Raw genomic sequence first — 20535 nt, 5'->3', positions numbered from 1 at the left:
AATCAACTTTAGACAGCTTCTTGAGTCGATACCGTGTTGCTGACATCAAGTTCCCGCACCGGACGCACTTCTATGCTGCCAAACCGCGCAGGCGGGATTTTCGAGGCCAGGTGGATTGCTTCGTTGAGATCCTTGGCTTCAATCATGTAGAACCCTGCAAGTTGTTCTTTGGTTTCGGCGAACGGCCCGTCGGTCAGGGAGAGCTGGCCGTTGCGTACGCGCAAGGTGGTCGCGGTGTCGGTCGATTGCAGCGCCTGTCCCGCGATGTAATGACCGCTGTTGCGGAGTTCCTCCCCATACGCAAAACAGACGCTGTCCGGACAGGCATGCAGCTTGTCCTGCGCAAGATAGACGAGGCACAAATAGTTCATTATTGTCTCCAATAGATAGATGGATGGATATTGGCGGATGACGGCCGGCGGTGCAGCGCGCCGCCGGCGTCGCTTCATAAGCATTTACATTAGATAGTCGAACCACGAACGGCGAAATCGACAACGAATCGGCAACTAATCGACAACTATTTCAATATTTTTATTTTTCAGCCACGAACAAACGCAACCAGAGGTTGCTAATCCGGTAAGCCAGCCAGGCGCCGATGCAGAAATCGGCGTTCCGGCTCTTGCCGGGTCAACGCCAAGGCTCGCCCGTAGGCGGCGCGTGCTTCAGCAACGTGTCCCAGACGCCGGTGCAAATCGGCCTGGGCAGCATGCGCCAGATGATAATTTTGCAACTGGCCACCCGCAATCAGGTTATCCACCAAAACCAGCCCGGCTGCCGGCCCCTGATGCATGGCGATCGCTACCGCGCGATTCAATTCGATCACCGGCGTAGGCTCCAGCCGCAGCAAAGCGTCGTACAGGCCGACGATTTGCTCCCAGTCGGTAGTGTCGGCATGGCGGGCTTCTGCATGGATGGCTGAAATGGCAGCCTGCAACGCATAGGTTCCGAAACGACCCGTTGAAAAGGCGCGTTCCACCAAGGCTGAGCCTTCGGCTATGTGCTCAGCGTTCCACAAACTCCGATCCTGCTCGTCCAGCGGCACCAGGTCGCCGGCAGCAGAACTGCGCGCAGCGCGACGCGATTCGTGCAACAGCATCAAGGCTAGCAAGCTCATCACTTCGGGTTCGGGTAGCAGCTCCAGCAAGAGGCGCGCCAGCCGAATCGCTTCTTGCGATAAATCATGGCGGGTCAGCGTCGCTCCCGATGAGGCGGAGTAGCCTTCGTTAAACACCAGGTAGATGACGCGCAAGACCGTCTCAAGACGCACAGGCAATTCGTCGCGGCCCGGGATCTGGTACGGAATGCGAGCGTCGCGGATCTTGGCTTTGGCGCGGACAATCCGTTGCGCCAGCGTGGTTGCGGGAGTAAGGAAAGCGTGTGCGATCTCTTCGGTTGTCAGGCCGCAGACCTCGCGTAACGTCAATGCAATCTGCGCATCCGGCGCCAGCGAGGGGTGGCAACAGGTAAAAATCAGGCGCAAGCGATCATCTTCGACATGTTCGCGGTCGTCCAGCGCCGGCGTCTCGTCGGCGATCGCCTCGATCGTGTCTGCCACCTCGTCATAGGCAGTAAATCTTGCTCTGCGGCGGATGCCGTCAATCGCCTTGAAGCGCCCTGCCGATACCAGCCACGGCACCGGCTTGTCGGGGATGCCGTCGCGCGGCCACTGCTCGATCGCCGCTTTGAATGCATCTTGCAAGGCCTCTTCGGCCGTGTCGAAGTCGCCCAGCAGACGAATCAAGGTGGCGAATACGCGTCGCGATTCGCTGCGGTAAATACCTTCAATCGTGTCGCTTATTGGCATCGTCTCTGGCGGTTGTCTTTTGCGCGGCGCAGCACATCGGCTTGCGATTGCTGTCTGCCCGGATCGGTTTGCGGGTTCCTGTAACACCGGAATAATACCTCGAATTACTGCCCTTCCGACGCTTCCGATTCATAGGCAAAAGATAATCGAATCATCTTTTCGGCTCTTCTTAAAACAGGGCGGATAACGTCCTATTTTGCTCCTGCCATGCAAGCAGCATCAAACAAACATCTGGTCCGTGGCGACCATCCATGGGTGCGTCGTCGGCTTGGTCATTTTATAGTTGACCCTGATATCCAATATAATAGATAATATTTCCATTATTATGGATATCAGAGAAACGGTCTCTTATGGATATAAACGCCCGCATTGCAGCCCGCGTGAGTTTCTTGCGCCAGGAACGCGGCCTGTCGCTGGATGCGCTGGCGACCAAGTGCAATGTCAGCCGCTCCATGATTTCCTTGATTGAGAGAGGCCAAAGCAACGCCACCGCCGTGGTCCTGGAAAAGCTGGCTACCGGGCTCGGCGTTCTGTTGCCGGCCCTGTTCGAAGATCCGCAGCAGCAACCCACCCCGCTCATCCGCCATGCCGATCAACCGGCGTGGCGCGATCCGCAATCGGGATACCTGCGTCGCAATATCTCGCCGCCTGATCCGCAATCGCCGCTGCGGATAGTGGAAGTGCTGTTTCCCGCGGGCGCCAAAGTAAACTATGAGACTGCGGCACGCGACGCTCTGGTGCATCAGCAGGTATGGGTACTGGAAGGCAAGATGGATGTCATCGTCGGCGCTACGCACTATTCGATCGAACCAGGCGACTGCCTCGCATTCCAGTTAAACAGCCCCACCGCCTTTCACAACCCCCACCGTAAACCTGCGCGTTACGCCGTGATTACCAGCACGGACATCGCGCGCCTATAAGGAATCATCCATGCACGGAAACATACAAATCAATCGGCTGCCATCACTCGACGAACCGGCATCAATTACCGCATTGAGCGAGATCCTGATCGATTGCGTGGACGGCGGCGCCTCGGTTAGTTTCATGCACCCCCTTACACCGTCCCGGGCTGAAGATTTCTGGCGCGGCATTGCTCCCGGCGTAGCTGCCGGCGAACGCATATTGCTGGTCGCGCAAGACCAGGATGCAACAATCTTAGGGACGATACAGGTGGTACTGAGCCAACCGGAGAACCAGCCGCATCGCGCCGATGTAGCAAAACTGCTGGTTCACCGCAAGGCGCGGCAAGCCGGGCTGGGAGCGGCATTAGTAACGGCAGCCGAAAATTTCGCCGCGCTTGCCGGCAAGAGTTTGCTGGTGTTGGACACGGTTACCGGCAGCACGGCGGAACGATTGTACAAACGACTGGGGTGGCAAGTATCCGGAATTATTCCTGACTACGCGTTGTGGCCGACTGGCGGACTGTGTCCAACTACCGTCTTCTATAAAAAAATAGGGAGCGGTGAATTGGCATAGCAAGGGCGGCAAGCGCAATCGACGCTGATGCTCGTCTGTATAAAAAAAGCCCGCCGAAGCGGGCTTTGATAATTACCGATACTTGAGGAGATTCGCGCCATCCAATGCTATCTGCAAAGTGATTGCGCCGCGAATGAATCTACTCAGGTATCTGCCATCAAATATTTTTTAGTTGCGTGTGATGACGCGCATATCAAAACCGAGTATGCCGGACTGTTTGTTTCGACGCAAGTGCTTTTGCTACTTCTTCACTACTTCATTCACTACTTTCTTATCGAAGCGAAATCCATATCTGCCAACCAATGCGATGAGATCAATCCACCACGATTCGACAGCCGGCCGATAGACTTTAATCTCGGCGCTTTTCAGATATCGGATGGCAAAAAATGCACACCCGGTAATCGACCCGCATTTCCGCTTCCAGCAACTGTCTTTCCGACTGGAATAATGACAGGCGCGCATCGCTCAATTCATTCTTCGCCAATTTTTCCGGTGTCACCGCGTACCGTCTGGCCCATCCGCTAATCCATTCGATTCCCATGCTGGATCCTTTTATCAGGGGGACAATTCAATAAAGAATTCTGTGAGCACAATAACAATTGCAATCGATCAGTGCACAAAAAATAGAGCGCCACCAACATCACCATCGGTGCGCCCAAAATCCATCCCAGCACATATTTGTCCATGCTCGTTCGCTCTTTTTAGCATTGAGCGAGTGTGGAATAGCGAATGCAACGAGGAGGGATTCCGCATTACTCGCTCAATGAAAGATCTTATAAAACTTATTTAGCCTCAGCTCCGTTCGCTATCCCACATTGCATCAACTTTCCTTCATGCCGGGAGAATATAGAGCCGAGATGCTTTCAAATGCCCGGCATTGAAAAATCTATTGTTCGCTAGGTGTGCTAGCGAACAGAGATAAATCATGGTGAAGATCAAAGTTCTGTACATCGATTGGAATTCTCTTACTTTGCACTAAAAAAACATGATTACGCTCGCCAACCGTTTTGCATCCCTGGCCACACCGACTATTTTTGCATTGCCGGCAGCTTTATCCGGCTGCAATTTGGCATTGGAGTGAACTTGGCGAGTCACAACAAGGAATACAACAAATGAATACCAAACCAGATACGCAGTCCGATACAGCGCCGCTACATCAGGACAGCGGCGCCGCCGAAGGCAAGGAATGCGATATTGAAAATGCGCTGGATGAAGCGTTGGAAGAAAGCTTTCCTGCCAGCGACCCTGTCGCCATCACTATCGAGAAACCATCATGTCCACCGATCTGATCGAATTCCGGATGGCCTGGTGGTTCAAGCTTTACATGCTGGGCGTTACCACCATGTGCCTGCTAACCGGCTGCGAGCCGCAACAGGAAAAATCATTGTATTGGTGTCAAAAGGCGATCCGAGCCAGTTGTAATGGAAAACGCGTCAAGATCTCCTGATTCCGCTTTTTTAAATCATAGGATCTACATGTCTGCTGTTACATCGAACCTTGTACCTTGCGCCGCTTGCGCCTGCCGAAGCCAAAAATCGCCACGATGACCACGATGATGAACGCCCCCATTCCCACCCTGTCCACCGTTACCAAGTTGGACGAACTGCCGCCGGCGCGTAGTGTCTTCACCTGATCCACGCTCACCGCCGCTGCGGGATTGCCGAAATTCCTGGTCAGATAATTTCCGAGGGTCGCGATCTGCTGATCCGACAGTTCCTTTTTTAAGCCAGGCATCAGCACCTCGTCAGAATCAGTCTTCCGCTGTATGCCATCGAGCATCACCATCACCAGATTGTTCGTGTTGGTTCGACCCAGCGCCGTGTTGTGGAACAGTGGCGGCAGACCGCCATCGAAACTTCCCTGGCCGCGGGCCTGGTGACAAGTTGCGCATTGGGCGTCGTAGAGTTGCGGGTCGGTCATCTGGTTCGGATCCGTGGGCAAGGCCACGCCCCGGATACGGTTCAAGTCGTCGGCCGCCGCACCCCATGCGTATGTCGCCTTGGCGTCAGCTGCATCGTGTTGTGCCGGCACGCTCTTCAGATAAACGGCAATTGCGCGCAAGTCGCCGTCGGTCAGGTGTCGCAGGCTGTTATCGACCGCCTCGGCCATCGGTCCTGCTGCCGGCGCCTTGTTGGCAGCAGGACCTAAGCGCACGTAATCGGCAATTTCCTGTTCGCTCCATCCGCCGACACCACTATTCGCATCCGAGGTAATGTTAGGCGCATGCCAGCTGCCGAGCTCGCGTGACAGGTTTTCCGCCATCAGGATATTCCGTGGCGTGTGGCAAGCGATGCAATCGCCGGCGGTGCCCATGCACCAGGCCGTCACGATTTTTCGTGGCATTGCGGCCAGCGGCGAGTGTTCGTCATCGAGAGCCTTCTGCAATGCGAGAGGGTCGATTTTTCGCTCATTGATCAGTGCCAGCGATGCCCGGGCAGCCGCAGGAAAACCGGAATCATCGGCGGTGAGCGCGTCATACAGGCGCTTTGCCTGCATGGCATCAAGTGCCTGACGGCCGGCGAGTATCGCGGAAACCGCCACAAATGCACCTTGGTCCGCATCGGCCATCGGTTGCGCCAGCGCCCACGGTATCAGTGATGCGCTTTAAGCGGACAGTAAACCGACCAGCAATGTGCGTCGTGCGGGATTGGAGGGAGTAGAAATCTCAGCGACTTTCCCAGGATGATCCATGGTGCGTTCCTATCCCAGAAGAAGGTCAAAAGGAATGGCGCACGCCTGCCATCAGTACGGTCTGATCAAGTGTCGTACGAGTGAGATGCTGAGTTTGCTACCGTTACTGCGGACTACTGTCTACGATCAGTTGCCGGTGCTGCACCGCAGTGTAGGATTAGGGATGTTTGACTGAAAAGGCATCCATCACCCGCGCTGAATACACCATCGCGGCGCCCGCATTGACCGCGATCGCAACACCCAGCGCCTCGGCGATTTCCTCGGCGGTGGCGCCGTGCTTTGCTGCGGCGTCGGTATGCACCGTGATGCAACCGTCGCACTGACGGGTAACCGCGACTGCCAGGGCAATCAGTTCGCGCGTCTTGGCATCAAGCTTTCCTGTCTTCTGGCCGGCATTGGAAAGTGCCTGATATCCGCGCAGGGTATCCGGACTAAGTTTGCCAATCTCGCCGATGCGGGTCATCAACTCTTTCTGGTAGTCATTCCATTCGAGCATCATGTTGATTTTCCTTTCATGGCAATCAAGATGGCAGTGAGCAAACGTCGTCAGAACATCGTGGCGTCGTTAGCCGCCTGCATTGGGATGCGTTGCGGCACTTATCCATGCTCGGCGAGTTTTCCATTTTCGTCAAGGCAAAAAATATTAATGCCGGTTTCGTCGTGGTAACCGGCCAATGCCGATATGAACATCAAACTGAAAGTCGGATAAATCTGTACACAGCAGTCAAATTTCGACATAGGATACGCAGCATCGCATACGTTTTCCCGACACAAAACTATCCACCAATAAGGGTAGAAAACATGCTCGACGACCTGATACTCGCCTGGGTGGCCTGTTGCTATTAGCAGTCACCGGACCGGGGAAATACGCCTTGATGCCGGGGTGAGGCTTGTTGAATCAGAACAGATCAATAAGCCATGAGTATTTTTGCAGAGCAAAATGAAATTTCCAGGGGAGCCATAAAAATGAAATTATTCTCATTCATCACTAGCGTCACAACGCTTTTCCTCACGCTGACGGGCGCTGTACAGGCAAGCGACAATGGCATCCCCGTGGATCACTCCAAATATGCGAACCGCCAAGTACTCAATCTTCAAAGCTTCAGGAGCAATGATAATGAGGTACTTACATTGAGCCGAGCAAGCGTTGCCGATAAACATATGGCGTCTGGCCGCTCCAGCGGCGGAATGCGCGGCTAAACGCGCTCTGCTCGGAATAGCCCAGCAACTGAGCGATTTCCGCCAGCTGCAGGCGCGGATCGGCCAGATAGTCTTCGGCCAGGTGTTGGCGGATACTCTCGCGCAGTTCCCTGAAGTTGATGTCGCTGGCAGCCAGCCGGCGATGCAAGGTGCGCGCCGAAACATGCAGCTCGTTCGCAACCGTATCCAGTTCCGGCTGGCCTTCGCGCACCAGGCGGGCGATGCAGCGCCGCACCGCCTGCTCAAAATCGTCGCTGGGCGGCAATTGCGCCAGCAACGCGTCGGCCTGTCTTTCCAGGACATTCAACAAAACGGTGTCCGGTTGCCGCAACGGCAGTGCCAGCAGCGCTCGCGGGAAGCGGATCGAAGTCACCGCCTGGCCGAACGATACCGGGCAGCCGAACCAATCCCGATAAGGCCGGATGCTGGCGGGCGGCGGATTCACGAAGCGGATTTCTGTCGCCACGATACGGCGGCCGGTAGCGTTGTGCATCAGCTGCACTAGTGCGGCGATGGCGCATTCGTCCACCAGCGGCCCGGGACGGCCTTGGTCGACACCCCATTCGAGCAGCAGATCACTGTCCTCCACGGTAGTACGCATCGGATTAACGTCATACAGCAGGCGCTGGTATTGCAAGGTGCGCGCCAGCGCCGCGCCCAGATTCGGACAAGCCAGCAGCACATATCCCATCACGCCAAAATGGGCCGGCGTAATGGTCTGGCCCAGGTGCAGGCCGAGCAAGGGATCATGCAGATGTTCGGCGGCGCGCTGCAGCAAGGCACCCCAGGCCACCACCGGGTAACGCAACAAGCCGCGGTCGGCCGCTTCCGGCGCGGCGACGCCCAGCAAGGCGGCAGCGGCCACACCCTGCTTCTCAAGATACTCATACAGCAATCGCACGTAGGTGCCGGGAACGACACCCCGCACCGATTGCTCCGTTATGGTTGAGTGCATGGCGAGAATTGTCAAATAATTGTCTGTCGCGGTCAAGCCTTTAAACTTCCCGGGCACTAGAATCCATTGCATCGACAAAGCGCATAGGGTGGTACATCATGATGGATCTGATTGCCTGGATGGAAGCCACTTTCGGTTCCCATATAGAGTGGAAACAGGTGGTGCTGATCGGCATGACGCCATTGTTCCTGGTCGGCTTTGCCATCGAATGGCAGGTCATGCGCAAGCGCGGTGCTCGCCAGCAGTTCTACTGGAAAGACATCCTGACCAATCTCACCCTCGGCAGCAGCTATCAGCTGTTCGAACTGGCGGTGCACGTGGTATTCGTCGGCGCCGCCATTTTCTGGTTCTGGCACCATCGTTTCTTTACGATCCCAATCAACGGCTGGACCCTGTTGCCGATTTTCGTCGGCGTCGAGTTTTGCTACTACTGGTTCCATCGCAGCAGCCATCGCGTGCGCTGGTTCTGGACCGCCCACGTTGTGCACCACAGCGGCGAGCATATGAACATGACGACCGCCATGCGTCAGTCTATGCTCTATCCGATCACCGGCTGGTGGCTGTTTTTCATGCCGCTGGTGCTGCTGGGCGTGCATCCGGCAGTAGTGTTCATCCTGTATGCCTGCGATCTGGTGTACCAGTTCTTCATCCACACCGAAAGCGTCGGCAAGCTGCATCCGGCGCTGGAGTATCTGTTCGACACTCCCAGCAACCACCGCGCGCATCATGGCCGCAACGACTGCTATATCGACAAAAATTATGGTGGCGTGCTGATCATTTTCGACCGCCTGTTCGGGACCTATGTGGAAGAACAAGAAACAGTGGATTACGGCATCAAGCGCCAGGTCTACAGCCACAATCCGCTGACCCTCAACTTTCACGAATTCGTTGCGATGTGGCGCGACGTGGCGCAGCCGGGTAGCTTGAAGCAACGCCTGAAACACCTGTGGGCGCCGCCGGAATATGAGCGTGGTGATGCGCGCCAGCCTTAGGGTAGTGGCCGGCAGTCTTTCATCTGTTGGTGTGATGTGTGCGACTCGAACAAACGACGGCCTTCCCCCAGCCTTTACCTCAATATATTTCCTTTGAATATGGTTTTTTTCGGCCCATCAAACAATAATATTTTCCCATGGGAAAATAAATAAATCTCAAAACAGAACATATATTTGCATAAATTTCGAATATTTGTAACTATATGTTCATGTCAAAGAATTCAAATGCCAAAATCATGCTGCCAGCTGCGGTCGAGCGCAATCTGCGCTCGTTCGGGGAGCATATTCATATCGCGCGCAGACGTCGCAAGGAATCCCTTGCATCGTTTGCCAGCCGGATCCAGGTATCGATTCCGACGCTACGCCGCGTCGAGGCCGGCGACCCTTCCGTATCAATGGGCGCATATGCGACTGCACTGTGGGCGCTCGGCGGCGTCCATTTCCTAGGCGAGCTGGCCAATCCTGAGGCGGATGAAATGGCGCTGTTACAGGAACTGCGAAGCATTAAAAAGGGCAAAAAGGTATCTTCATGAACGACGACATCCTGTACGCGTGGATTTATCCTGAACACAGTCAGAAGCCGGCTCTTTGCGGGAAGCTGGAACTGCTGCGCGGCCGGCGTTGCCTTTTCTCGTATGACGAGGCCTGGCTGCAGCATCCACAGTCCTTCGCGCTGTCCCCAGACATGCCACTGAGATCCGGCGTCATGGAGCCTCCGATGGGCCAAGATATTCACCCTATCTTCGAAGACGCCGGTCCGGATCGCTGGGGACAAGCGGTGATTAACAAGATATTCAATCCTCGCCGGCGCTCACATCTGGAATACCTGGAGTTGGCCGGCGAAGATCGCATCGGCGCGCTAGGCTACTCACGATCGCACGACGACTACCTGGTGGCGGAAGAGCAGGCGTTCCATACCGCTGATTTGCCGGGACTGATACGGGCAGCCAAGGCGCTGGAAAGTCAGATGCCGATCGATGAGGCCATGAGCCGCCTGCTGCGTCCAGGCGCAAGCGCCGGGGGCGCACGCCCGAAAGCCATCATCAAGCACAACAATGAAGATTGGATAGCCAAATTCCCCGCCGAAAGCGATGAAGCCGATGTTTGCGCCCTTGAGCACGCCAGCCTGCAGCCTGGCTGCACGCTGCGGTATTCGCGTTCCCGAATCGTCCCTGGTGCAAATCGGCGGGCGCAACATACTGCTGGTGAAGCGATTCGATCGAGAAGGCGATAGCCGGGTGCATTTTGCCAGCGCCAGGACCATGCTGATAGCCGAAGGCGTGAGCGAAAACGATATGGGATACGCTGACATCGCCGACCTGACACGCCGCTTATCAAAATCGCCGCAAGAAGATTGCCACGAGCTGTTTCGACGCATGGCGCTGAACGTCTGCCTGGAAAATACCGACGATCATGAAAAGAATCATGCGTTCCTGTTCAAGGAAAGGCAGTGGCAGTTAGCACCGGCCTACGATATCCAGCCACAGCTTCAAGGCCTTGGATATCAACAGCTGCGGATCGGCGACGATGGCCATGCGCCCACACTATCCAACGTTCTTTCTGCAAGCAAGAGATTTCTGCTGAAGAAGGAAGCCGCACAGAATATGGTTGCCGAGATACTGGTGCAGGTACGTGATTGGAGGGCATCATTTGCGCAAGACGGCGTATCAGAACACGATATCGAGATGTGCAGCCAGTATGTAATGCGGCCATCGGTCCTCGGTTCCAAGTATGCCGGGAATGACAAAAGTAGTTGAATCGAAAAAAAAGCACCGCGATAAATCGCAAGTGCTTGATTTCCCTACCTGAATACTGTTGGTGGGGCGTGTGTGATTCGAACACACGACCTACGGATTAAGAGTCCGCTGCTCTACCAGCTGAGCTAACGCCCCAACAGGAGGCGAATTATAGCTAGGGTTCAACATTAATGCTAGTTCTTTTCTCTTTTCTGGCTCATGTTCTGCTTCCATTGCTGATGCAAGGATTGCTTCTTCTACGCTGAGGCCTGCTAGTTGTGCGCACTTGGCGGCGTGATAGGCAGATAAATGCTCTCTTTTCTTAGCATTTGCAATTGCTGCTGTCGTGATCCCTAGCATTCTCGCCATATCTGCATCCCTATTACTTCCTCTGGCTGCATAGTAAAAATCAATTGTTTTCATGATGAAAGTCCTTGTAAACGGGCAATTCTTTTGCTAACATGATGATACTAACTTGATGAAAGTAATATCTTGTTAGTCACTTCATGTAAACGATAGCACATTTCCGAAATTTAACCAGTCTAGGGGCTTGGTATGAAAACGAATACTGCACTTCCTGCGATTCCTACCCGTGTTTTTGAAACGCCTGCCGACGTTGCGGCTCGTCATTTGCGTGTTAATGGCTATATGGCTAATGGTCTACATACGATGTTTCAGGAGCGTCGTTCCTGCCGGGAACAGCATATGTTCTACGCCTATATAGGTCTCGGTGAATTGATAGCCTGTCATATCAGTTGTCTCGGTGGCATGGCAGGTGAATGGTGATGGCGGCTGTTTATGAAATCGTCGTGGCCGTCCAGATGGTCAATGGTCATGTTGTTGGCACTCGCGTGATTCCCTCTGTTGGTGATTTGTTGAATGGCGGTGATGTTGGCGCATGGATTTTTCTTGTGCTTGTCGGTTTCGGTCTGTCGCTGCTTCTGCAATCATTTTTGAGGAGTTTGTGGTGATGCGTGATGCCCTTTTCACTACGTGGTTAGGTTTTCGTAATTTGATTACGTTTTTTGCAGTTACGTGGTGTTTGTTTACTCCTGTTTCCATTATTTTTTTGGTGACTGGCTGGGAATCTAATGATGATTTTCATCGGATTATTTTCACAGTCCTGACTTTGCTGGGATTCATTGGGCTTTGCTATTTGATTGGCTCGTTTTTCTGTGTCGACAATTCAGATGTTGGTGGTGTTCGTAAACAACCTTGGGAGGTTTAGTTATGTCGGATGTATTTCGCGCTGATCAAGAATTACCGGCCTTAATAAAGCCTCAGGTTGTATCCGGGATTGTTCCTCAGTTTGAATGGTATGACGTGGATAAGGCTCGATGCATTGGGTATATCGCATATTGCAGTCAGGCTCCAGATATCGAGGGTGTTCCCGGTGCTGCGCAATTTTTTCAAGGTACTGAACCGGATGCGCTTGTTCCTGCCATGGATTATGTGGATGGCATGCGGTTGGTGTATGAGCAGGTGCTGGCGGGTGCGCGGTAATGGCTCGGCTGCGGTTGCAGCAATTTGAAGTACACGTTTTTCGTCCTAATGGATGGCTATTAACAAAATTTATTGAATCCGCGTCGGAATCTTCCGTCGCTGTAGCACGCGCCAAAAAGCGCATTTACAAGCAGGGGCGGCTTGCCCATTTTTATACCTTCGTTTCGAAAACTTTATAACTTGATCTAGGGGTCAATCATGTCTAAAACACTTATTCAAATTCTGTATGTTCAAAAGGTTGCGGGCCGTTCCAAGAAAACTGGCAATGACTATGACATGCGCATGGCGCAATGCATCGTCCATAAAACTGACAAGGATGGTCAAGTGATTCCGCTTGTCGGTGAATTGGTTCTGCCGGAAAAATTTAAGGACATTGCTCCTGGCTCTTATGAGGCTGATTTTGAGGTTGCTATCGATCAGCAAAAACGCGTCGGCTCGGTGGTGTCGGAATTGACGCCGGTTCGTGCTGCTGTTAATCGGGCTGATCAGAAAGTAGCGGCGTAATGTGTGCGGGGTGGTTGATTTCGCCACCCTTTTTAACTGCTATCGGGAGTGTATTTTGGCTGCTTACGTGTTGGTGTGTGATCAGGTTCCTAGTTCGGGCGGTGCGTGTGCAAATGCTCAGTACGTTGACGCTTCGGTCATTCAATCACAAGGGCTATTCCCTCCCCTTTCTCAATCTGATGTGGCTCAGCTTGGCTCTTCTACTACTGTTGTATGGGCTATCGCTTTCGGTTTGCGTTGGATTCGTAACACCATGAATGTTGGGGGCTGATATGCGTTGTACTCCGATGGATTTGTCCGGTTTGTTTTGTTATTTCGCATTGGCCGGTATGTTTTTTGGTGTGGCGCTGTCGGTGTTGGTGCGCTATCCATTTTTCAAGGCAGAAAAGAAATGAGTGTTCAATTATTTCGTTCGACGTTTATGGTTTTTGCGCTGCTGTTTATGTGCATCGCAAATTTATCAATTCGTGTTTCGACTGCTCTCGCTGTTGTATCGGTCGTGCTGATGTGCATTTGCTTGGTCATCTGGTGGTTTCTTTCGCTGATGAATGAGTATGGGGAATTTGACACTGTGGTGGTGTCAGATAAGTGGCAGCTAGTGCTGCATTTTTTTACACGTAAAAGGGGTAAGTAATCATGGGCAATAAGGTTAACGCTGTGAAAGCGCTGCTGGTAGTTGGTTTGATTGGTGTTGCTGGTGCTGCGTCGGCGCAAACGACTTCGTTTGATGTGTCGTCTGCGGTGACGTTGATTAACGGTGATATTCGTGCCGCCATCGTATCGGTTGGCACTGCGGTGATCGGTTTGGCGGCGGTCGCGATGGGTATCAAGTGGGTGAAAGCGACGTTCTTTTAAACAAGGGCGTTGGGTAGTCGGGGCGTGGTTATGTTTTCGGATGTATCCACGCCCTTTTTACGTCTGGGGGATATATGGTTAATGCGGGATATGGGTATGCCTTGTTTGTTTTTATCGTTGCTATCTGGATTTTGTTTAAGCCATGATTTATTTTTTGAAACGGATTCTGGTTTCGGTGTGCATCGCATTGGTACTGATGCTGGTGCATAAGGTGAGTCATGCAGTCGATTATTACTGGGTGCATCCGTCTAACAATTCAGCTGCGCATTTTCCTGATGCTGTGTCTGCTTGCATTGATTATGAGAAGACGAATGAAGCGCAATTCGGTTGGGTCTATGATCATATCGTGATGGATTCGACTACTGCGTATTGTTACGCTCAGCAAGGTGGTCCGGTTGCTTTTCGAACTAGTGTGAGGCGGGTTGGTGCGTCGTGTCCTGTTGGCACTGTATATAATTCTACGACTGGTTCGTGTGACAATGCTTGTCCTGCAGGGAAATCTGTTTCCGTCACTTTGTATGGTGGAAAAAAGGATACTCCAACGTATCCTAAGGTTGCTAATAGCTGCCAGTTTAACGTGACTGAATTGGGTGCTTGTCGTTCGTACTATGTGTCAGGTACTTCCGGTCCTCAGGAGTGGTGGTGTGACTATAAGGGGACGTATAACGGTACGGCGGCTCCCGCTGGTACTGATCCGACTTCTCCAGGTGGATCGCAGATTCCTAATGTTAGTACAAATCCGCCGTATACAGCCTCTTCCCCTTCTGGCGCTGGTGGCTCATGTCCGGCCGGTACTCAAAATGTTGGCACTGATTCGGGTGGTACGCCAATTTGTTCTGGTACGGGTACTGCTCCGCAGACGCCTACTCAAACTACAACTACGAGTCCAACTACAACAACTAATAATGCTGATGGTTCGACTACGACTACTGGTTCTACAACGACCGGCAATAGTGATGGTAGTCAAACGACTATTACTACGACATGCACTACTTCCGCATCTGGCACAAAAACTTGTTCTGCTACTGGCGCCACTACTGCAAATGGTTCTGGTGGTGCTGGAAAAAATGATAGTACTGATGATAAGAAAAATGATTTTTGCGCTCAGCATTCCAATTTAGATATTTGTATAAACAATCAGGTATCAGGCACTTGTCAAAGTATTTCTGTTTCGGGGGATGCAATTTTGGGCGCGCTTTATAAAAAAGAAGCGATGGATGTGTGTGCCGCTCAATCTGATTCCGATGCGCAAGGCATGGCTACTATGCCTGGGCTTCGTGCAACTGATACTGCTGGTGCTGAGGCTGATGCGTTAGCTGCTGATCCCACGCATCGTAGTCGTGATATCGATGTGAATAAGCAGTTTTCTGATGCTCAACAACAGGCTGCGAACGATTTACCGATGATGGGTGGTGGTGCCACGTGCCCCGCTCCGATGTCGATCACTGTTTTTTCTAAGGCTATTTCTATTCCGTTTGATCAGCTTTGCGGTATGGCTCAGGCCATGCGTGTATTTGTCATTCTTGCTGCTGGAATGTTGTCGATGAAAATTATGATGAGAGTGGGGTCTTAACATGCCTTTATATGTCATTGGTGCGGCGATTGGGGCATGGGTTGGTCGTGCTTTATTGTGGGTATTGGCGTCGCGTATGGGCGCTATTTTGCTCGGGTTAGGGCTAGGTGTTACGGCTTTTACTGGCGTGAGTTTTGTTGTTTCAAAAATTGAGGGTGCAATTGCGAGTGCTTATTCTGGATCTGTTGGCGTTACGGTGAATGGTGTTGCGGTTGGGCAGTTGGCGTGGCAGATGTTTAAGTTGGCTGGTGGTGGTGATGCTGTTTTGATGATTGTTGCTGCTTATATTTCTGGTGCGTCGATTGCGGCCGGTCGTGTGTTTTTGTCGAGGTTGGCAAAATGATTTTTCTTTTTACAGGTATGCCCGGGTCTTACAAAACGATGTCTGCTATTCAGTTTGTGACTGAACGTTTTGTGGAAAAAGAAAAACGTGAGGTCTATGCGTATGGCATACGTGACTTAGATGTTCCTCATTGGCATAACGTTGAAACAATGGAGGAAATTCGGGAGTGGTGGAATTTTCCTAAGGGCTCGGTGATTGTTTTTGATGAGGCGCAGGAGTTGATGCCTCAGCGTGGTACTGGTCGTCCGCCTGAGTGGATAGAGCGTTTTGCGTTGCATCGTCATGCTGATCGTTTCGCGCCAAATTCGGGGGCTGTTGACATTGTTCTGATTACGCAAGATGCGATGATGGTGGATGTTTTTGTTCGGCGTTTGGTGAATGAATTTCGTCACAATGTTAGACCGCTTGGTTTGTCTTATGCGAATGTTCAACAGTTTTCGAAAGTTGGTGATCCTGATGATTATCATTTCAAAAAAACGGCTATAAAAAATTATAAGTACAAAGAAAATAAGAAATATTTTGGTGCTTATAAGAGTACGGATGTGCATACGATTAAGCGAAATTGGCCGATTAAGAAATTACTGGTATTGGCTGCGACTGTTGGTCTCGTCGTTGGGCTTGCAATTTTTCTTTGGCATCTTAAAACTAAGTGGGGTGATAAAAATGGACAACCAAACGGACGTGAAAATTCCGTGGTGGCTGTATCTGGTGGGGGTGCTGTCGGTTCTGGGGTGGGTGGTGTTTCTGCCGCTGATCGTTTGGACACGTCTTCTTTGAATTCTTATATTGAGAGAGTGCCGGGAATGACGCATACAGCGCCGCGTTACGATCAGCTCACTAAGCCTACTAAGGTTGCCATGCCGGTTGCATGCGTTGCGTCTAAAGATCGGTGCACATGTTTTTCGCAGCAGGGTACAAAAATGGGTGTGCATCGTGATCAATGTGAATTGATTGTGGCTCAGGGCTATTTTGAGGACTTTGACTATGATCCTGCGAGGTCTGCTGAACGGTCGCAATCTAAGGCTGTTAGTGAGGCTATAGCGCGTGCTAATGCTGATGAGAGGGGCAAGGCATCCTTTGGTGATAACGGTCGCGTTCAGGTGATTGGTGATGAGGATGGTTATGGTGTTCTTGGCAAACGTACTGGTGGTCGTAAATGAGGACGCCCCGATGGCGCCGGGGAGCAAAGCTCCGGCGTGGCGCGCGTAGCGCGCCTAAACTTGTATTAGGGACACTTAAGAACAGGGATGAAAAATAAAGGATTGAAGTAAGGATTTTAGGACGTAAAAAAGCCCACATACATTGCAGTGTAGTGGGCCTGTCAATAACCACTCTGAATGGCTACCGATGAATTCCAATTATACAGATTCCAGTGCAAGTCAAGATGTTTCCGTAGATTCTAATAATGAAGTTTCGTTTGATTTACAACATAAGGCTGATAAGCCTGAATGGTGGTCTGATGATGGTCATGGCTGGCAGGATACATATATCGCTACTAAGCGTGTTTTTCCTGATGGTCAAGTCGAGGTAATGGTACGCAAGGAAAAGTTCTTTGTTGGCGCTGCATTGGTCGCTGTGCCTCGTTCTAAACGTGGTGAGAGTGAGAACCGGTTGGCCAATGATGATGATGCTGGTCGGCGTGCAAAAAAACGTGTCCGTCAATGTTGTAAGGCTTTGGGGGCAGATCGTTTGGTTACTCTTACTTATCGTGAAAATATGGTTGATCGTGAGCGCGCCTTGGCTGATTGGAAGAAATTTACGCGGCGTTTAAATAAGGCTAAAGCCTTTAAATATGTGGCTGTCATTGAAGAGCAAAAGCGCGGGGCTTTACATTTTCATGTCGCTGTAGCTGGTCGTCAAAATTACTATTTGCTTCGCTCGATTTGGCAATCTGTTGTTGGGCTTGGGCAGTATGGTGAACAGATGGGGCAGGTAAACGTTCGTGATCCTCATCGTTTCGGATTTGGTCGTAATGGACTTCATAAACTTGCTTCTTACATTGCGAAATACTGTTCTAAGCAAATGGATTGTCGTGGCTTGAATCAAAAAAGGTATTTGTGTTCTCGGGGTATTGATATACCTGAATCTGATTCGTGGCGTATTGCTTCTACTACTATGTTGGGTGCTGTGCAGACTGCGTTTGCAATTATTGGTGACTATAATTTTGATGGTTTGCAGACTTGGGTTAACAATGGTTTGGGTGTTGTGTGGCTTGCTTCTTGTCCTATTGCTGGTCGCTCTGCTGGCGGTGTCTTTGATGTACCGTTTTAATCGGCTGCGATCGCAACGTTACTTGTAACGATTCAATTTTGGGGGTGTTATGCCTAGGGCTCGAAAATATTCTGATGATGCTGAAAAGCTTCGTGCGTTTCGTGCTCGGCATCAGTTGGTTGCTATCACTGTTGATTTGCCGCGTGATGTTGTTGATGGGCTTGATGAATTTTTGAAGTTTAAAGATATGACCAAAACGCAGGTGTTGACTAAGTTGATTCGTTCTCAGTTGTTACGTAAGCGTTAGTTTTTTATTCTTCGTTTGATGTTCCTGCTGTTGTTGGTTTTATGTATTTATTTGTTTCTGTACTTTCTCTGTATCCAGGTGTTTTTATTGTGTTTTGGTTGTGTTCTCGTGTCTCTGCGATTGCTCTTTGGCTTGGGCTAACGAATCCAGCGCTTGGGTCTTTGATTGTTACGTTTTTTGCGGTTGTGTTTGTGTCGCATAGTTGATCTGTGTAGGTTGTGCTTTTTTTGTTTTCACACTTTTGTATTGCTGTTTTGGTTTCTTCTTTTACTTGTGCTGTTCGTTCTTTGTTTTGTTCTTGTTGTATTTCTTCGTCGTATTTGACGATCTCGATTTCTGTTGGTTTGGTTGTGTTTTTAGGTGTCGATGCTGTCATTAACCAGATGCCTAATCCCACTATTGTTATTGATAGTGTTATTGATATTGCCATTTGAGAAATATTTTTTAACATGATTTGTTTTATCTTGTTGATTTACAATGTTTCTTATTATCTATTTTTTTTGTTTTTGTTGTTTGGTTTTGTCTTTGGTTCTTCGGGTTCTGTTTGTATTTTGGGATTCGGTGCGGGAGTTAGGGTATGGATGGTCGTTTTTTCGGCTTTTTGATTTTTTCTGCCTATGCATTTTGATGTCGTTTGAACGTTCATTCTGTTTTGAGTTTTATTTTTAATTTGCTAGTGAGAATACGCGGGTTGCATGCTGACTACTGCTGTGGGCAAGTGTGGGTAAGCTGTTGAGTGAGCGTGGTCAATTGTCGATCTTGATTTTTGCTAAGGGTTGTAGCGATTTTCGACAATTGTCCATCCTCAATCAATAGTTTATCCACACGGTGTCGCTTGCGACATGTCCATAGCCGGTGTGTAGGGATTTTTAGCTTTTTGGTATCTCACTGAAGACATGATTTATACATGGGATGACGCTACGGCTAGATGGCTTTCTGAGCAATCGCATAAGAGTTCTCTGCACTCTGATCAATCTATTATTCGTTGGCTTAACAAACATCTTTCTGGCATACCGTTGTCTCAGATCGATCGCTCTGTTGTAGCTGCAATTCATCATAAAAAATTGGCTACTGGTGCTGCTAATGCTACGGTGAATCGTACTCTTGCGTTGTTGCGTGCAATACTTAATCGCGCTTTTTCTGATTGGAAGTGGTTGCGTTCGGTGCCTAAGGTTCGCCTCCTTCGTGAGCCATTGCGTAGAGTTCGTTATCTCTCTAGATCCCAGGCTACTCGGTTGCTTCACGAGTTGCCTGAACATTTGTCTGATATGGCTGCTTTTTCTTTGGCTACTGGCCTTAGAAAGTCTAATGTAACTGGGTTGGAATGGTCTCAGGTCGATTTGTCGCGTCGGCTGGCATGGATACATCCTGATCAAGCCAAGATGCGTAAAGCTATCGCTGTGCCGCTTAATGGCGATGCAGTACGTATTATTTCAAAGCAGGTGGGGAAAAATCAGACTTACGTTTTTGCTTATAAGGGAAAGCGGATTGTGCAGACGACTACAGCGGCTTGGTATAAGGCTTTAAAGCGTGCCGGCGTTCATGATTTTAGGTGGCATGATCTTCGGCACACATGGGCTAGTTGGCACGTGCAGAACGGTACGCCTTTGTACGTGCTACAAGAATTAGGCGGTTGGGAGAATGCAGATATGGTTCGACGATACGCGCATTTATCTGCCGGGCACTTGGCAGTTTATGCTGATAACTTGGGGAGTTTGATGATACAGGAGTGTGTTTAAGAGTCCGCTGCTCTACCAGCTGAGCTAACGCCCCAACAGGGGACGAATTATAGCCGCTGTTTATTTTAATTGCTAGTTCTTCGTGGGAATATCTATCAAATTAAATATCGATCGTTGTTTCTGCCCTTCCCCACGCATCAACTGATGCTCACGCCGTGACCAAACCGACCCAATGCAAGGTTGATTCATCCGCTGCAAACTGCGTGCGCTTGGCTGGCTTAACGACCTTGGCTGTTGCGATAGTCGATTTATAGATGGTCTTTTGATTTTTTCTTTGTATCCGTTGCTCGATGCGCCGGGTATACAAATCGCTGTATTCCACAATTCGCTCCAACGTCCGCGCCAGTTCCACATCCTCAAGCCCGCTTTGCGCCAGCTGACGCCAGAAATCGCATTCGGTCCAACGTCGAAAACGCATGTAGGCCGTGCTGGAACTGCCAAACTGCTGTGGCAGATGGCGCCACACGCTTTTATTCACCACTACCCACAATACCGCCTCGATAAACAAGCGATTGTTTTTTGCATTGGCGCCTGGATCGCTTTGCTTGCCCGTCAGGAGCGGTTCCAGCTTTTGCCATTGCTCATCTTGAAGTTTGATTTCTTGCTTCTGCACATGGTCCATCGTGGCGGCCCCTGAAAAAATTCT

Annotated in this window: 28 protein-coding genes and 1 tRNA gene; 20 read left to right on the top strand and 9 right to left on the bottom strand. The window is 50.9% G+C overall.

The genetic code is table 11. The features are described 5' to 3' along the window. Nucleotides 1–8 precede the first annotated feature (8 nt). Together KHU29_RS01215 and KHU29_RS01210 are read right to left on the bottom strand one after the other, a co-directional pair. A complete protein-coding gene (locus KHU29_RS01215; RefSeq protein WP_211450873.1) occupies nucleotides 9–371 on the bottom strand; it encodes a YciI family protein in 363 nt (120 codons plus the stop codon). Nucleotides 372–568: 197 nt separating this feature from the next. Further along, the gene (locus KHU29_RS01210) at nucleotides 569–1804 is read right to left on the bottom strand and encodes an RNA polymerase sigma factor (RefSeq protein WP_211450872.1); all 1236 of its coding nucleotides are present in this window, start codon (nucleotides 1802–1804) and stop codon (nucleotides 569–571) included. A gap of 350 nt (nucleotides 1805–2154) precedes the next feature. Here KHU29_RS01210 and KHU29_RS01205 point away from each other — a divergent pair, with 350 nt between their 5' ends. Both KHU29_RS01205 and KHU29_RS01200 read left to right on the top strand, forming a co-directional pair. Continuing rightward, nucleotides 2155–2724: a helix-turn-helix domain-containing protein gene (locus KHU29_RS01205; RefSeq protein ID WP_211450871.1), complete on the top strand. Its 570-nt coding sequence runs from the start codon at nucleotides 2155–2157 to the stop codon at nucleotides 2722–2724. Between the two features lie 10 nt (nucleotides 2725–2734). Beyond that, on the top strand, nucleotides 2735–3280 hold the full coding sequence (locus KHU29_RS01200; RefSeq protein WP_211450870.1) for a GNAT family N-acetyltransferase: 546 nt from the start codon (nucleotides 2735–2737) through the stop codon (nucleotides 3278–3280). Between the two features lie 349 nt (nucleotides 3281–3629). Here the strand turns inward: KHU29_RS01200 and KHU29_RS01195 are convergent, their stop codons facing one another. After that, nucleotides 3630–3821 (bottom strand): hypothetical protein, encoded by a 192-nt coding sequence (locus KHU29_RS01195; protein WP_211450869.1) that lies wholly within the window; start codon nucleotides 3819–3821, stop codon nucleotides 3630–3632. Between the two features lie 571 nt (nucleotides 3822–4392). Between KHU29_RS01195 and KHU29_RS01190 the strand changes: the two genes are divergently transcribed. Further along, nucleotides 4393–4569 carry a hypothetical protein gene (locus KHU29_RS01190; protein ID WP_211450868.1) on the top strand — a complete coding sequence of 59 codons (177 nt, stop codon included), beginning with the start codon at nucleotides 4393–4395 and terminating at the stop codon, nucleotides 4567–4569. Further along, complete coding sequence (locus tag KHU29_RS01185) at nucleotides 4554–4727, top strand: hypothetical protein (RefSeq protein ID WP_211450867.1); 174 nt, start codon at nucleotides 4554–4556, stop codon at nucleotides 4725–4727. The genes KHU29_RS01190 and KHU29_RS01185 overlap by 16 nt, the downstream gene beginning before the upstream one ends. Nucleotides 4728–4765: 38 nt before the next feature. Here KHU29_RS01185 and KHU29_RS01180 read toward each other — a convergent pair whose 3' ends face one another. From KHU29_RS01180 to KHU29_RS01170, 3 genes are all read right to left on the bottom strand, one after another. After that, complete coding sequence (locus KHU29_RS01180) at nucleotides 4766–5848, bottom strand: sugar dehydrogenase complex small subunit (protein WP_211450866.1); 1083 nt, start codon at nucleotides 5846–5848, stop codon at nucleotides 4766–4768. Nucleotides 5849–6128: 280 nt separating this feature from the next. Beyond that, the gene (locus KHU29_RS01175) at nucleotides 6129–6467 is read right to left on the bottom strand and encodes a carboxymuconolactone decarboxylase family protein (RefSeq protein ID WP_211451125.1); all 339 of its coding nucleotides are present in this window, start codon (nucleotides 6465–6467) and stop codon (nucleotides 6129–6131) included. Nucleotides 6468–7097: 630 nt separating this feature from the next. Further along, nucleotides 7098–8126 carry an AraC family transcriptional regulator gene (locus KHU29_RS01170; protein ID WP_211450865.1) on the bottom strand — a complete coding sequence of 343 codons (1029 nt, stop codon included), beginning with the start codon at nucleotides 8124–8126 and terminating at the stop codon, nucleotides 7098–7100. Nucleotides 8127–8224: 98 nt separating this feature from the next. Between KHU29_RS01170 and KHU29_RS01165 the strand changes: the two genes are divergently transcribed. The 4 genes from KHU29_RS01165 (at nucleotide 8225) to KHU29_RS01150 (ending at nucleotide 10875) form a co-directional block, all read left to right on the top strand. Beyond that, the gene (locus KHU29_RS01165) at nucleotides 8225–9118 is read left to right on the top strand and encodes a sterol desaturase family protein (protein ID WP_211450864.1); all 894 of its coding nucleotides are present in this window, start codon (nucleotides 8225–8227) and stop codon (nucleotides 9116–9118) included. Nucleotides 9119–9327: 209 nt separating this feature from the next. Then, complete coding sequence (locus KHU29_RS01160) at nucleotides 9328–9651, top strand: helix-turn-helix domain-containing protein (protein ID WP_246541325.1); 324 nt, start codon at nucleotides 9328–9330, stop codon at nucleotides 9649–9651. Then, nucleotides 9648–10352 carry a type II toxin-antitoxin system HipA family toxin gene (locus KHU29_RS01155; protein ID WP_211450863.1) on the top strand — a complete coding sequence of 235 codons (705 nt, stop codon included), beginning with the start codon at nucleotides 9648–9650 and terminating at the stop codon, nucleotides 10350–10352. Before KHU29_RS01160 ends, KHU29_RS01155 begins: the two co-directional genes overlap by 4 nt. Then, a complete protein-coding gene (locus KHU29_RS01150; protein ID WP_343216014.1) occupies nucleotides 10294–10875 on the top strand; it encodes a type II toxin-antitoxin system HipA family toxin in 582 nt (193 codons plus the stop codon). The genes KHU29_RS01155 and KHU29_RS01150 overlap by 59 nt, the downstream gene beginning before the upstream one ends. A gap of 59 nt (nucleotides 10876–10934) precedes the next feature. Here KHU29_RS01150 and KHU29_RS01145 read toward each other — a convergent pair. Continuing rightward, nucleotides 10935–11010 (bottom strand) — tRNA-Lys (locus KHU29_RS01145). A 399-nt stretch (nucleotides 11011–11409) separates the two neighbouring features. On the opposite strand from KHU29_RS01145, the gene KHU29_RS01140 reads away from it, so the two are divergent. From KHU29_RS01140 to KHU29_RS01090, 11 genes are all read left to right on the top strand, one after another. Further along, nucleotides 11410–11640 carry a hypothetical protein gene (locus KHU29_RS01140; protein ID WP_211450862.1) on the top strand — a complete coding sequence of 77 codons (231 nt, stop codon included), beginning with the start codon at nucleotides 11410–11412 and terminating at the stop codon, nucleotides 11638–11640. Then, complete coding sequence (locus KHU29_RS01135) at nucleotides 11640–11825, top strand: hypothetical protein (RefSeq protein WP_211450861.1); 186 nt, start codon at nucleotides 11640–11642, stop codon at nucleotides 11823–11825. The genes KHU29_RS01140 and KHU29_RS01135 overlap by 1 nt, the downstream gene beginning before the upstream one ends. Beyond that, a complete protein-coding gene (locus KHU29_RS01130) occupies nucleotides 11825–12082 on the top strand; it encodes a hypothetical protein (RefSeq protein ID WP_211450860.1) in 258 nt (85 codons plus the stop codon). Before KHU29_RS01135 ends, KHU29_RS01130 begins: the two co-directional genes overlap by 1 nt. A gap of 2 nt (nucleotides 12083–12084) precedes the next feature. After that, nucleotides 12085–12357: a hypothetical protein gene (locus KHU29_RS01125; RefSeq protein ID WP_211450859.1), complete on the top strand. Its 273-nt coding sequence runs from the start codon at nucleotides 12085–12087 to the stop codon at nucleotides 12355–12357. A 198-nt stretch (nucleotides 12358–12555) separates the two neighbouring features. Beyond that, the gene (locus tag KHU29_RS01120) at nucleotides 12556–12861 is read left to right on the top strand and encodes a hypothetical protein (RefSeq protein WP_211450858.1); all 306 of its coding nucleotides are present in this window, start codon (nucleotides 12556–12558) and stop codon (nucleotides 12859–12861) included. 636 nt (nucleotides 12862–13497) lie between these two features. Beyond that, nucleotides 13498–13716, top strand: a complete 219-nt coding sequence (locus KHU29_RS01115) for a major capsid protein (protein ID WP_211450857.1) — start codon at nucleotides 13498–13500, stop codon at nucleotides 13714–13716. A gap of 142 nt (nucleotides 13717–13858) precedes the next feature. Next, nucleotides 13859–15289: a virulence factor TspB C-terminal domain-related protein gene (locus KHU29_RS01110; RefSeq protein WP_211450856.1), complete on the top strand. Its 1431-nt coding sequence runs from the start codon at nucleotides 13859–13861 to the stop codon at nucleotides 15287–15289. Between the two features lies 1 nt (nucleotide 15290). After that, nucleotides 15291–15632 carry a DUF2523 family protein gene (locus KHU29_RS01105; RefSeq protein ID WP_211450855.1) on the top strand — a complete coding sequence of 114 codons (342 nt, stop codon included), beginning with the start codon at nucleotides 15291–15293 and terminating at the stop codon, nucleotides 15630–15632. Then, a complete protein-coding gene (locus KHU29_RS01100) occupies nucleotides 15629–16792 on the top strand; it encodes a zonular occludens toxin domain-containing protein (protein ID WP_211450854.1) in 1164 nt (387 codons plus the stop codon). Before KHU29_RS01105 ends, KHU29_RS01100 begins: the two co-directional genes overlap by 4 nt. Before the next feature lie 187 nt (nucleotides 16793–16979). Further along, nucleotides 16980–17903: a rolling circle replication-associated protein gene (locus tag KHU29_RS01095; RefSeq protein WP_246541323.1), complete on the top strand. Its 924-nt coding sequence runs from the start codon at nucleotides 16980–16982 to the stop codon at nucleotides 17901–17903. Nucleotides 17904–17952: 49 nt separating this feature from the next. Then, on the top strand, nucleotides 17953–18150 hold the full coding sequence (locus KHU29_RS01090; RefSeq protein WP_211450853.1) for a hypothetical protein: 198 nt from the start codon (nucleotides 17953–17955) through the stop codon (nucleotides 18148–18150). 4 nt (nucleotides 18151–18154) lie between these two features. On the opposite strand, the gene KHU29_RS01085 is transcribed toward KHU29_RS01090, so the two are convergent. Further along, on the bottom strand, nucleotides 18155–18601 hold the full coding sequence (locus KHU29_RS01085; RefSeq protein ID WP_211450852.1) for a hypothetical protein: 447 nt from the start codon (nucleotides 18599–18601) through the stop codon (nucleotides 18155–18157). A 565-nt stretch (nucleotides 18602–19166) separates the two neighbouring features. Between KHU29_RS01085 and KHU29_RS01080 the strand changes: the two genes are divergently transcribed. After that, nucleotides 19167–19889: a tyrosine-type recombinase/integrase gene (locus KHU29_RS01080; RefSeq protein WP_246541321.1), complete on the top strand. Its 723-nt coding sequence runs from the start codon at nucleotides 19167–19169 to the stop codon at nucleotides 19887–19889. A gap of 148 nt (nucleotides 19890–20037) precedes the next feature. Here KHU29_RS01080 and KHU29_RS01075 read toward each other — a convergent pair whose 3' ends face one another. Continuing rightward, nucleotides 20038–20511, bottom strand: coding sequence for a transposase (locus tag KHU29_RS01075; RefSeq protein ID WP_211450850.1), 474 nt, complete (start codon nucleotides 20509–20511; stop codon nucleotides 20038–20040). Between the last annotated feature and the right edge of the window lie 24 nt (nucleotides 20512–20535).

This window comes from Collimonas antrihumi, assembly GCF_018304965.1.
In the GTDB taxonomy this organism is placed as follows: Bacteria; Pseudomonadota; Gammaproteobacteria; order Burkholderiales; family Burkholderiaceae_D; genus Collimonas; species Collimonas antrihumi.
This window is presented reverse-complemented; position numbering and strand designations above follow the sequence as displayed.

Bases quoted from the DNA above. Each gene is read 5' to 3' on its own strand.
- KHU29_RS01190 (WP_211450868.1), top strand. From the start codon at position 4,393: ATGAATACCAAACCAGATACGCAGTCCGATACAGCGCCGCTACATCAG.
- KHU29_RS01170 (WP_211450865.1), bottom strand. From the start codon at position 8,126: ATGCACTCAACCATAACGGAGCAATCGGTGCGGGGTGTCGTTCCCGGC.
- KHU29_RS01130 (WP_211450860.1), top strand. From the start codon at position 11,825: ATGCGTGATGCCCTTTTCACTACGTGGTTAGGTTTTCGTAATTTGATT.
- KHU29_RS01215 (WP_211450873.1), bottom strand. From the start codon at position 371: ATGAACTATTTGTGCCTCGTCTATCTTGCGCAGGACAAGCTGCATGCC.
- KHU29_RS01115 (WP_211450857.1), top strand. From the start codon at position 13,498: ATGGGCAATAAGGTTAACGCTGTGAAAGCGCTGCTGGTAGTTGGTTTG.
- KHU29_RS01095 (WP_246541323.1), top strand. From the start codon at position 16,980: ATGAATTCCAATTATACAGATTCCAGTGCAAGTCAAGATGTTTCCGTA.
- KHU29_RS01075 (WP_211450850.1), bottom strand. From the start codon at position 20,511: ATGGACCATGTGCAGAAGCAAGAAATCAAACTTCAAGATGAGCAATGG.
- KHU29_RS01155 (WP_211450863.1), top strand. From the start codon at position 9,648: ATGAACGACGACATCCTGTACGCGTGGATTTATCCTGAACACAGTCAG.
- KHU29_RS01195 (WP_211450869.1), bottom strand. From the start codon at position 3,821: ATGGGAATCGAATGGATTAGCGGATGGGCCAGACGGTACGCGGTGACA.
- KHU29_RS01125 (WP_211450859.1), top strand. From the start codon at position 12,085: ATGTCGGATGTATTTCGCGCTGATCAAGAATTACCGGCCTTAATAAAG.
- KHU29_RS01120 (WP_211450858.1), top strand. From the start codon at position 12,556: ATGTCTAAAACACTTATTCAAATTCTGTATGTTCAAAAGGTTGCGGGC.
- KHU29_RS01135 (WP_211450861.1), top strand. From the start codon at position 11,640: ATGGCGGCTGTTTATGAAATCGTCGTGGCCGTCCAGATGGTCAATGGT.
- KHU29_RS01175 (WP_211451125.1), bottom strand. From the start codon at position 6,467: ATGCTCGAATGGAATGACTACCAGAAAGAGTTGATGACCCGCATCGGC.
- KHU29_RS01200 (WP_211450870.1), top strand. From the start codon at position 2,735: ATGCACGGAAACATACAAATCAATCGGCTGCCATCACTCGACGAACCG.
- KHU29_RS01100 (WP_211450854.1), top strand. From the start codon at position 15,629: ATGATTTTTCTTTTTACAGGTATGCCCGGGTCTTACAAAACGATGTCT.
- KHU29_RS01165 (WP_211450864.1), top strand. From the start codon at position 8,225: ATGATGGATCTGATTGCCTGGATGGAAGCCACTTTCGGTTCCCATATA.
- KHU29_RS01160 (WP_246541325.1), top strand. From the start codon at position 9,328: ATGTCAAAGAATTCAAATGCCAAAATCATGCTGCCAGCTGCGGTCGAG.
- KHU29_RS01110 (WP_211450856.1), top strand. From the start codon at position 13,859: ATGATTTATTTTTTGAAACGGATTCTGGTTTCGGTGTGCATCGCATTG.
- KHU29_RS01140 (WP_211450862.1), top strand. From the start codon at position 11,410: ATGAAAACGAATACTGCACTTCCTGCGATTCCTACCCGTGTTTTTGAA.
- KHU29_RS01210 (WP_211450872.1), bottom strand. From the start codon at position 1,804: ATGCCAATAAGCGACACGATTGAAGGTATTTACCGCAGCGAATCGCGA.
- KHU29_RS01105 (WP_211450855.1), top strand. From the start codon at position 15,291: ATGCCTTTATATGTCATTGGTGCGGCGATTGGGGCATGGGTTGGTCGT.
- KHU29_RS01180 (WP_211450866.1), bottom strand. From the start codon at position 5,848: ATGGCCGATGCGGACCAAGGTGCATTTGTGGCGGTTTCCGCGATACTC.
- KHU29_RS01205 (WP_211450871.1), top strand. From the start codon at position 2,155: ATGGATATAAACGCCCGCATTGCAGCCCGCGTGAGTTTCTTGCGCCAG.
- KHU29_RS01085 (WP_211450852.1), bottom strand. From the start codon at position 18,601: ATGTTAAAAAATATTTCTCAAATGGCAATATCAATAACACTATCAATA.
- KHU29_RS01185 (WP_211450867.1), top strand. From the start codon at position 4,554: ATGTCCACCGATCTGATCGAATTCCGGATGGCCTGGTGGTTCAAGCTT.
- KHU29_RS01090 (WP_211450853.1), top strand. From the start codon at position 17,953: ATGCCTAGGGCTCGAAAATATTCTGATGATGCTGAAAAGCTTCGTGCG.